The 9,857-nt window shown below is 41.6% G+C and carries 9 protein-coding genes and 1 riboswitch; of the genes, 3 read left to right on the plus strand and 6 right to left on the minus strand.

Going from position 1 to position 9,857, the window contains the following annotated elements:
- Positions 1 to 73 precede the first annotated feature (73 nt).
- Positions 74 to 697, minus strand: coding sequence for an ECF transporter S component (locus ROSEINA2194_RS03610; RefSeq protein WP_007883496.1), 624 nt, complete (start codon positions 695 to 697; stop codon positions 74 to 76).
- A 130-nt stretch (positions 698 to 827) separates the two neighbouring features.
- A riboswitch (FMN riboswitch) is annotated at positions 828 to 981 on the minus strand.
- Between the two features lie 86 nt (positions 982 to 1,067).
- Positions 1,068 to 3,209, minus strand: a complete 2,142-nt coding sequence (locus ROSEINA2194_RS03615; RefSeq protein WP_044927137.1) for a Tex family protein — start codon at positions 3,207 to 3,209, stop codon at positions 1,068 to 1,070.
- A 244-nt stretch (positions 3,210 to 3,453) separates the two neighbouring features.
- Here ROSEINA2194_RS03615 and ROSEINA2194_RS03620 point away from each other — a divergent pair, with 244 nt between their 5' ends.
- Complete coding sequence (locus tag ROSEINA2194_RS03620) at positions 3,454 to 4,860, plus strand: uracil-xanthine permease family protein (protein WP_007883499.1); 1,407 nt, start codon at positions 3,454 to 3,456, stop codon at positions 4,858 to 4,860.
- Between the two features lie 158 nt (positions 4,861 to 5,018).
- Here ROSEINA2194_RS03620 and ROSEINA2194_RS03625 read toward each other — a convergent pair whose 3' ends face one another.
- A complete protein-coding gene (locus tag ROSEINA2194_RS03625; RefSeq protein ID WP_007883501.1) occupies positions 5,019 to 5,732 on the minus strand; it encodes a LiaF transmembrane domain-containing protein in 714 nt (237 codons plus the stop codon).
- Positions 5,729 to 6,190, minus strand: a complete 462-nt coding sequence (locus tag ROSEINA2194_RS03630) for a LytTR family DNA-binding domain-containing protein (RefSeq protein WP_007883502.1) — start codon at positions 6,188 to 6,190, stop codon at positions 5,729 to 5,731. The genes ROSEINA2194_RS03625 and ROSEINA2194_RS03630 overlap by 4 nt, the downstream gene beginning before the upstream one ends.
- Before the next feature lie 356 nt (positions 6,191 to 6,546).
- Between ROSEINA2194_RS03630 and ROSEINA2194_RS19585 the strand changes: the two genes are divergently transcribed.
- Entirely contained in the window at positions 6,547 to 7,110 is a 564-nt protein-coding gene (locus ROSEINA2194_RS19585; protein WP_007883503.1) for a helix-turn-helix domain-containing protein, read from the plus strand.
- A 54-nt stretch (positions 7,111 to 7,164) separates the two neighbouring features.
- On the opposite strand, the gene ROSEINA2194_RS03640 is transcribed toward ROSEINA2194_RS19585, so the two are convergent.
- A complete protein-coding gene (locus ROSEINA2194_RS03640; protein WP_044927136.1) occupies positions 7,165 to 8,013 on the minus strand; it encodes an Mrp/NBP35 family ATP-binding protein in 849 nt (282 codons plus the stop codon).
- Positions 8,014 to 8,286: 273 nt separating this feature from the next.
- On the opposite strand from ROSEINA2194_RS03640, the gene bilS reads away from it, so the two are divergent.
- Positions 8,287 to 8,793 carry a flavodoxin family protein BilS gene (gene bilS, locus ROSEINA2194_RS03645; RefSeq protein WP_007883506.1) on the plus strand — a complete coding sequence of 169 codons (507 nt, stop codon included), beginning with the start codon at positions 8,287 to 8,289 and terminating at the stop codon, positions 8,791 to 8,793.
- A 94-nt stretch (positions 8,794 to 8,887) separates the two neighbouring features.
- Here bilS and ROSEINA2194_RS03650 read toward each other — a convergent pair whose 3' ends face one another.
- Positions 8,888 to 9,481 (minus strand): ECF transporter S component, encoded by a 594-nt coding sequence (locus tag ROSEINA2194_RS03650; protein ID WP_007883508.1) that lies wholly within the window; start codon positions 9,479 to 9,481, stop codon positions 8,888 to 8,890.
- Positions 9,482 to 9,857 lie beyond the last annotated feature (376 nt).

Below are 9,857 nucleotides of genomic sequence, written 5' to 3' on the forward strand. Positions count from 1 at the left end.
GACGCATATCAAATACGTCTTTTCCAATTTTTTCGTTACTGTCCGCCCGCCTGTTCCAGCAGCTTTTTCATACTTAACGGTTCTGGCTTCCTTTTAAAATCGGGGAGATATGTTTGTAAGTAAGGAACGTGATCACAACGGAAAACATTCCTTTGACAATGGTAAATGGCATGTTAAAGCAGATCAGACACTGTAAAATATTTTTTACAGATGGAAGAATCGCCTGATAAGCTGCCAAAATCACTTCCTCCGGCATAAAGTTGTAATATACCGGATATACAAGAAAGTAATTAGAAACAATACTAAAGATTCCCATGAATGCTGCACCGGTCAGGGAGCCGATCAGTGCAGATTTACGGTTCTTTTTGTGTTTGTAAATGAGTCCTGCCGGAAGCACAAAGGCTACGCCTAAAATAAAGTTTGATAACTCGCCGACGCCGCCTGTCGTTGTGATGAATAAGTGCAGTACGTTTTTGATCAAACATACAACGACACCACATAAAGGTCCCATTGCAAATGAACCAATTAATGCCGGAAGCTCTGAAAGATCCATTTTAATAAATGCTGGCATGAATGGCACTGAAAAATCCAGAAACATTAAAATATACGCTACTGCGGATAACATTGCTGTTACGGTAAGGTATCTTACATTGACTCTCTTTTCTGTTTTGTTTACGGTTGCTGTTTGTGTGCTCATTGTCACTCGTCTCCTTTTCTGTTTGAACTTGGAATTCGAGGTGAATATTACGTGTAATAAAATACCCCGGATATATGAATATCCGGGGCTTATACAGGTTTCCCTGTTAAATTCTACATGCTAAAAAACACGCTTTCTTCTCTCATCCAGACTATACTGTCGGTTCCGGACTCACACCGGATCAGCTGCTTGCGCAGGTCACGGACTTTCTGGCATTCATTGATCGCCAGATCACCGTCGGTCGGGAATCTACGTTATCGTATCACCCTGCCCCGAAGAATTCCTTATTTGTTTTACATGTCTATTCTATGCATATGTCTGTCACTTGTCAATATCAATTTTAAAACAATTATAATTCCATTTTAAACAATTACAATTTCATCGTAAGCTGGATACGCTGTTTTTTCAGATCGACACTCATGACTTTCACTTCCACGATATCACCGACGCTGACGACTTCGAGTGGATGTTTGATGAATTTGTCACTCATCTGTGAAATGTGGACCAGGCCATCCTGATGTACTCCGATATCGACAAATGCACCAAAATCAATAACGTTTCTTACGGTTCCTTTTAAAACCATGCCCGGTGTTAAATCTTTCATCTCAAGGACATCGCTGCGCAGGATAGGTTTTGGCATATCCTCACGCGGATCACGCGCCGGTTTTTCCAATTCCTTCACAATATCCTGTAAGGTGATGGCTCCGATACCAAGTTCTTCTGCCAGTTTGTCATAATTGGAGATTTTTTTAGAAATACCATCCAGATTCCGGTTTTTGACATCTTCCATGGTAAATCCTAATTTATCCAGCAGCTTCTTTGTGGCATCATAACTCTCCGGATGCACACCGGTAGCATCCAATGGATTTTTACCATCTGTGATACGCATAAATCCGGCACACTGCTCGTAGGCTTTCGGTCCTAATTTTGCCACTTTTAGAAGCTGGTTTCTGGATCCAAATCTTCCGTTTTCTTCGCGGTAAGCTACAATATTTTTTGCGATCACTTTGCTGATACCGGAAATGTACTCCAGCAGAGAAGCAGAAGCAGTATTCAGATCCACGCCGACTTTATTCACACAGTCCTCAACCACACCGCTTAACGCCTCACTTAATTTTTTCTGGTTCATATCATGCTGATACTGACCGACACCGATGGATTTCGGGTCAATTTTTACAAGTTCTGCCAGAGGGTCCTGCAAACGTCTTGCCATGGAAGCCGCACTTCGCTGTCCCACGTCAAAATTCGGAAATTCCTCTGTCGCAAGTTTACTTGCTGAGTAGACAGATGCGCCCGCCTCATTGACGATAATATACTGTACTTTTACCGGAATCTCTTTTAATAAATCGACGATCACCTGCTCAGATTCCCTTGACGCAGTTCCATTTCCAAGTGATATCAATGTGATATGATATTTGGAAATAAGTTTTTTTAATACCGTCTTTGCCTCTTCCACTTTGTTCTGTGGTGCGGTCGGGTAAATGACAGTCGTATCTAACACTTTTCCGGTCGGATCGACCACTGCGAGTTTACATCCGGTGCGGAATGCCGGATCCCAGCCAAGCACAACCTGTCCTGCGATCGGCGGCTGCATCAATAACTGCTCTAAGTTCTTGCCAAACACACGGATCGCACCATCCTCTGCCATCTCAGTGAGACTGCTTCTGATCTCACGCTCGATCGCAGGCGCAATGAGACGGTCGTAAGCATCTGCCACAACTTCTTTTAATACAGGTGTTGTATTCGGATTGTCTCTTGTGATCACTTTCCGCTCAAGAAAACGTAAAATATCTTCCTCCGGCGCCTCCACTTTCACGTTAAGGATCTTCTCATTCTCACCGCGGTTTAACGCAAGTATGCGGTGCCCAGCCAGCTTATTCACAGGCTCATCAAACTCATAATACATCTCATAAACAGATTCCGCCTCCGGATCTTTTGCCGTGGAAGTCACATGACCTTTTTTCATGGTAAGGTCACGGATTCTCGTACGGTAATCCGCCTCGTCTGAAACCGCCTCGGCGATAATATCTTTTGCTCCGGCAATCGCATCCTCTGCGGAATTGACTTCTTTTTCCGGATTGATGAATTTGGCAGCCTCTGCCTCAAGCGGTGTGTTTAACATCTGTAGAGTGATCACATTGGCAAGGGGTTCGAGTCCCCTCTCCTTTGCAATCGTAGCTCTTGTTCTGCGCTTTGGTTTGTAAGGGCGGTATAAATCCTCCACTGCAACCATCGTCTCAGCCGCAAGAATCTGTGCCTTTAATTCATCTGTCAGTTTTCCCTGTTCCTCAATGCTGTTTAAAACAGTCTCCTTACGCTCTTCAAGATTTCGGAGATAGGTAAGACGCTCATATAGATTACGGAGCACCTCATCATTTAAAGAACCGGTCACTTCCTTACGATATCTGGCGATAAAAGGAATGGTATTCCCCTCATCGATCAATTTCACTGCTGCCTCTGCCTGACTTTTTCTGATACCAAGTTCTTCAGAGAGTTTCAAAATAATATCCATGGTAAATCCTTTCTTTCTGAATTGTTTTACAGACTTATCCTCAATCTGCCAATCCAATGTTCTGACGTTTTCCCGTCGGAATCCTGCTGATACCCATTGTACCACGTTCCCTTCTCACGCTTCAAGTAAAAGCAATTGCATTTTTTTATTGTAACATCCCGTTTTCCTATGCTATAATAAATTAATTTGAGGTAAATCATAAAACCTTATCATTTTCATTTTACTTTTAAGGAGGAAGTTTTTTATGAACGAAAAGAACGGAGCAATCCGTGACGCCAGCGTTCTTGGCGTCCCAAAAATGTTAATCTTAGGATTACAGCACATGTTCGCTATGTTCGGTGCAACCATTCTCGTACCGATTTTAGTAAACAGCTACTTTGGTGAAGATGTACTTCACGTTCAGGTTACTTTGATCTGCGCAGGTGTGGGAACATTATTTTTCCATCTGTGTTCCAAATTCAAGGTTCCTGCATTTCTCGGTTCATCCTTCGCCTTTTTAGGCGGATTTGCGACTATCGCAAATCTTGACACCGGCGTTTTTGCCGATATGTCCAACGCAGACAAACTTTCCTACGCATGTGGCGGTATCGTCGTAGCAGGTTTACTTTATCTAATACTTGCTCTTATCATCCGTCTTGCAGGTGTAAAAAAAGTTATGCGTTTCCTTCCACCTGTTGTAACAGGTCCGATCATTATCTGTATCGGTTTAAGTCTTTCCGGCTCTGCCATAAACAACGCTTCCACAAACTGGCTTCTTGCATTTATTGCACTGGCTACCATTATTGTATTTAATATCTGGGGAAAAGGAATGTTTAAGATCATCCCGATCCTGATGGGTGTTGTTGTTTCCTATGCTGCCGCACTGATTTTCAATGCACTTGGAATGACAAATGCAGATGGTTCCGCAATCCTTGATTTTACAAATATCGCATCTGCTGCATGGGTAGGTGTTCCTAAATTTTCTATCTGTAAATTCAATATCTCCGCTATTTTGGTTATGGCTCCGATCGCCCTTGCTTCCATGATGGAGCATATCGGTGATATGTCTGCCATCTCTGCAACTGTCGGAGAAAACTTTATCGAAGATCCGGGACTTCACCGCACTTTGATCGGTGACGGTCTTGCAACTTCCCTCTCCGCATTAGTCGGTGGTCCTGCAAATACTACTTATGGCGAGAACACAGGTGTTCTTGAGTTAAGTAAGGTACACGATCCGAAGGTTATCCGTATCGCTGCTTTGTATGCAATTATTTTAAGCTTTATTCCAAAGATGGCAGAAGTGATCGGTTCTATGCCTTCTGCGATCATCGGAGGTGTCAGCTTTATGCTTTACGGTATGATCTCTGCGATCGGTGTCCGTAACGTTGTAGAAAACCACGTAGACTTGACAAAATCGCGCAACCTGATCATTGCCGGTGTTATTTTCGTATGTGGTCTTGGATTTTCTAACGGACTTACTTTTACCGTTGCTGGAACTGATATTACTTTAACTTCCCTTGCAATTGCTGCAATTGCCGGTATTCTCTTAAATGCAATTTTACCTGGCAATGATTATCACTTTGGAAAGGATGTTGAGGCGGATTCAAACCGTGGTATTGATATGATGCCGAACCTGCATGAAGATACAAGCTATGGGGATCACGATGAATAAATCAAAACTTAACTAAGTGATATCTTAGGTTAATGAAAAAGAAAAACCGTACAGACGAAATATGATGTTCCTGTTCGCAAAGCTCACAAAGGAAATCATATTTGTCTGTACGGTTTTTCTTTTATTTACACTGTGAATAACTTGTAAGAAAGTCTTAGCTAGATATAGTATATGTTAATCTCGCCAAAGCTTGTTTCGCCTTTTAATTTCAAAGTGTTATTACTGCTTCCCTCACATACGCCATGTGTTTTGACGCTTCCGAATGCCTGACCAAGGTTGTTCTCTGTTTTCCATTCTTTCGGAATGTAAAGATTGGTTTCGCCAAAGCTATTGTCAACTTTGATTTTTGCACTTCCGGACTGGATAATGGCATTATCAAAGTATACGGTAAGCGAACCAAAGCTATTATCCACATCCGCCATACAGAAGTTATCGGAATTCACGTATTTGATGGCTGTGCCAAAATTGTTGTCAATTTTGATATTTTCACCAATGTACTTTCCATCCTCGTTGTCGCTGTCACTGTCAAACTCAAAAGAAATGGAAGGGCTGTGTCCGCTCTTTTTTTTGAAGATCAAAGAAAGTCCAATGCTTCCGAGTAACGCTGCGCCCAAAACAGTCCACGGTGTGAGGGCTGTGATTCCAAGCCAGTCATCATATATGATACATATAAATGCGATGGAAAACAGGATTTCCCAGAAATTCACGTTGCGGATACCATTTAAAAAGAGCCAGATAAAGAATACCGTCAATAAAACACTGAACACACTGATCTCAGGCATGATCCAGAGTTTGCTGACTACCACATAAACTGCTGCAAGGATGAAAAATAACCCCCATAAAATTTTTCCACTGTTTTTTCTTAATTTCATTGATGTAACCTCTTTTCTTCTAATTTATTGATTAATGGTTTGTAATAGTATCTTGAGACATACACCTGCTTGTGTGTGTCTGCAAATGCCACCACACTTGATGCCGTCAGGTTCCGGCTGATTGAATAAATGTGGCTGGTATTCACGATTGCAGATTTCGATATCCGCATAAAACTTCCCGGAAGAAGTTCCTCAAGCTCGTAAAGTTTGTATTTTGTCTGGTAAATGTTGTCTCTCGTATGTGCATTGATCCCATCACTGTCTGTTTCAAAGAACAGGATTTCATCCAAGGTCAGGTAGTACTCTGTATTTCCTCTGTAAAAGACGAATTTCTGCGAGGTGTTGATCACTTCGCTCACCGCCTTCTGCACATCCGAAATCTGTTCCGTCAGTCCCCTGCACCGGATCAGTACTTCGTCCTCTGGGAGTCCCTCATCGATTTCAATTTTGATTTTCATAACTTTTTCGCGCTCTCTTTTTCTCCTCTGTCATTTTTCAATTGCTGATTTTTGTCTCGTCTTAAGATTTTTATATGTCTAAACTGTTAATGTATTTTATGCGAGCTCTCTTTGATTTCTTAACTGAGTTTAGTATATTCGATGCTCCAGATCCTGTAAATAGATTTGAGGTAAGAGGTAATTTTTCGGTGATAAGACGTAAAAAAGGGGGCTCTACGATTCGTCGATTGCTATTTTTCTGAGGTTTTTATAAGATATAAGTAGCTGGTTTTGCATATCGTATCATTTGCCTGAAGGCAAAAGTGAGCATTTTTTCACAATATAGTACATCAGGAAACATCGAAAGGAAAACTTCTATGGATAATCAGAAATTAGGAATTTTTATCACTGAATTAAGAAAAGAAAAGGGCTTGACACAGGCACAGTTAGCGCAGAAATTGAACGTGACCGACAAAGCTGTCTCAAAGTGGGAACGTGGTGTTGGCTTTCCTGATATCAAACTTCTTGAACCATTAGCAGATGTTCTTGATATCAGCCTGCTTGAACTGATGAAATCAGAGCGTCTGCCAAAAACAACCGTTTCCGCTCCAGATACCACAGATGCATTTCAAAACGTGATTGATCTTGCATCTTACGAAAGAAAAATAGAACGGCAACGCATCGCCCTTGTGACACTCTTTATCGTCCTGTTGATTGCACTGATATTTCTGGTTGACATAATGCAATCCTTCGGTTTTCTATTTGTATGCCTTCCTATTATTTTATTTTTTCTTGGCATATGGTTTTTACGGTTAAGTCATAAGAAGTCCACACACAAACATGCTTTTTTGTTTGCAGGATTGCTCGCGTTTGCATATCCGCTCTGCCTTATTCTGCTTTTCTGTTTTGCCTTTGCGCTTGGCGGTCCGGTTCCGAATTGATTGGATACAATAGAAAAGGAAGATATCGCATGCAATACCTTCCTTTTCTACATCTTATAAATTTTTCAGAGTTTCAACACCGGCTGCTAAATATGGATTGTCGATCTCAAAGAATTTTCCTTCATCCGCTTTCTCTGCGTAAGCCGGATCGACCGGCAGTTTTCCAAATACCGGGATTCCAAGCTCTTGTGCTGCTTCATCGACATGGCTCTGTCCGAAAACATTGATCTTTTTACCACAGTCCGGACATTCCAGATAACTGAAGTTCTCCACAACGCCAAGTACCGGGATATGCATCATATTCGCCATATTGTAAGCCTTCTTCACGATCATCTGTACCAATTCCTGTGGTGATGTCACAACGACGATTCCATCTACAGGAAGTGACTGGAATACCGTAAGCGGAACATCACCGGTTCCCGGCGGCATATCTACAAATAAATAATCAATATCGCCCCATACTGTCTCATTCCAGAACTGTTTTACAACACCGGCGATCACCGGTCCTCTCCAGATCACCGGATCTTCTTCGTTGTCTAACAATAGATTGACGGACATGATCTTGATCCCATTCTCTGCAGCCATTGGAACCATGCCATCCTCTGTACCGTAAACCTGTCCATGTACTCCGAACATTTTCGGAATGGACGGTCCTGTAATATCAGCATCCATAATTCCCACTTTATATCCAGCCTTGTTCATGGCACATGCAAGGGAAGATGTCACAAATGATTTTCCAACTCCACCTTTACCACTGACAACACCAATCACTTTTTTTACATTAGAAGCTTTGTTCATTGGCTCTTTGGCAATTCCGCTTCCGCCCTTTGCTTTGCTTGGACATCCCTCGCAGCTTTCCCTGCTACAGGTAGATGCACTGCTGCAACTGCTGTTTTCTGGCATTTTTACGCCCTCCTTCGTCTCTGTGAGGCACGACTACTGTCCTATTTTATAAAGTCACCTCACAATTTGTCTGATTTCTATTATAACCTATAAATCTAATTTTTCCAATAATACAAAGAAAATACAACGTTCTTTTTGAAGTACAAAACTTCAATCAAATAGACAAGTATTTACGATTGTGATAATATCATGATGTGATGGATCTGCCAAATTGCGCTTTTATGAAGCAGGTTCATCCAGTGATTCAGCTTTTACATAAGGAGACGATAACATATGAAAACAGATCAATATTCGATTTTATTCAGCAGTTTAACAGGTAATACAAAGAAGCTTGCCGATGCGATCCATGAAACGCTGCCCGAAGAGGGCTGTGAGTATTTTGGTGCGATCAAGACACCAGTACCATCATCAGAATTATTGTATATCGGATTTTGGACAGATAAGGGAAATGCTGACAACGAGACACTAACTCTGTTATCAACTTTAAAAAACCGACGGATTTTTCTTTTCGGAACAGCCGGTTTTGGTGGAAGTGATGCATATTTTCAAAAGATCCTCGGACAGGTCAGACAGTCCATAGATCCAAGCAATACCATTATCGGAGAATATATGTGTCAGGGAAAAATGCCGCAGTCTGTGCGGGAGCGCTATATGAAAATGAAAGAAAATCCTGAGCATCCGGCTAACCTTGATGCATTGATCAAAAATTTTGACTGTGCTTTGTCACACCCGGATTCTGACGATCTGGAAAAGTTGAGAAATCTCTGCCGCCTGCGCTAGGGAGCAATACTCCGTTCATAGCCGGATTCATAAAATTCAATCTAAAAATCCGCACCACATCCTGCAAGCGGCATTTCTTAAGTTAAGCAATGTTTTAGCTGTAACGCAATGCTTTTTTCAAAGCCATGGAAATTGCAGTTCCCACAACGAAACATACAATTGCCTCGACAACACCATTTACTCCGACGAATGCAAAGATAAACGGAAGTACCTTTCCCATACCAAAAGATTCACGCATGGTGGATGCAAATAATGTCACAAGCGTTCCCATAAAGAATGTTGTATTCAATAATGGGCAGCAAAGGCTGGCGATCGTAACGGATGCCGCTGACGGAATCTTTGTTTTTCGCAATCCATGATAAATAAGTCCTGTAAGCCATCCCATCAGAATACGTGTCGGAACACATACAAGGAATGTCAGGAATGGGTTAATTCCAAGCAGTAATGCACCAAACTGGCTCATTCCGAAGCACTGGATAAAGCTTGTTATTCCAAATACCCCTCCTAAGATTGCACCTGCTGTCGGTCCTAATGTTACAGCTCCTACCGCAACCGGTACAACAATCAGGGTAATTTCTAATCCTGCTGTTTTGATGTAACCAATCGGGGTAAAAGCCATGAGTAAAATGATGGCAACTAATAATGCCATTTCCACAAGATATTTTGTGGAGAATTTGTTTTTGTTCATAGTCTCTTCCTCTTTTCTATGATGATGTATTTTATCATGCCTGTAACCGCCATATCAGGTCGGTTCAGGCTCGCATTTATAGCATAGCACTTTGTGAAAGGTTTATCAATTTGTTTTTAATTTTTATACACTTTCAAAATCCAATTACATTGTCTTTTGAAATCGCAATGTCTGCTTTCTAAGGACCGGCCGCTCCCAAAAATCCTGAAAACAAATCAGTTCTATTTTTTATTGAGCCAAGACTGTGTAGCATACAATATCTCAGTTGTGAAAATCCGTCAATCCGAATTACGAGCATCAGAACCCAATATAGGCACTCATCCACTAACCGTGAGTTCCATAACGTAAATTGCAGATTTTGTGGTGCGATTCATGA

The organism is Roseburia inulinivorans DSM 16841 (assembly GCF_000174195.1).
Classification (GTDB): domain Bacteria; phylum Bacillota; class Clostridia; order Lachnospirales; family Lachnospiraceae; genus Roseburia; species Roseburia inulinivorans.

Excerpts from the sequence above, each read along its gene's own strand:
- ROSEINA2194_RS19585 (WP_007883503.1), top strand. The coding sequence starts at position 6,547 with ATGGATAATCAGAAATTAGGAATTTTTATCACTGAATTAAGAAAAGAA.
- ROSEINA2194_RS03610 (WP_007883496.1), bottom strand. The coding sequence starts at position 697 with ATGAGCACACAAACAGCAACCGTAAACAAAACAGAAAAGAGAGTCAAT.
- ROSEINA2194_RS03615 (WP_044927137.1), bottom strand. The coding sequence starts at position 3,209 with ATGGATATTATTTTGAAACTCTCTGAAGAACTTGGTATCAGAAAAAGT.
- ROSEINA2194_RS03630 (WP_007883502.1), bottom strand. The coding sequence starts at position 6,190 with ATGAAAATCAAAATTGAAATCGATGAGGGACTCCCAGAGGACGAAGTA.
- ROSEINA2194_RS03640 (WP_044927136.1), bottom strand. The coding sequence starts at position 8,013 with ATGCCAGAAAACAGCAGTTGCAGCAGTGCATCTACCTGTAGCAGGGAA.
- bilS (WP_007883506.1), top strand. The coding sequence starts at position 8,287 with ATGAAAACAGATCAATATTCGATTTTATTCAGCAGTTTAACAGGTAAT.
- ROSEINA2194_RS03625 (WP_007883501.1), bottom strand. The coding sequence starts at position 5,732 with ATGAAATTAAGAAAAAACAGTGGAAAAATTTTATGGGGGTTATTTTTC.
- ROSEINA2194_RS03650 (WP_007883508.1), bottom strand. The coding sequence starts at position 9,481 with ATGAACAAAAACAAATTCTCCACAAAATATCTTGTGGAAATGGCATTA.
- ROSEINA2194_RS03620 (WP_007883499.1), top strand. The coding sequence starts at position 3,454 with ATGAACGAAAAGAACGGAGCAATCCGTGACGCCAGCGTTCTTGGCGTC.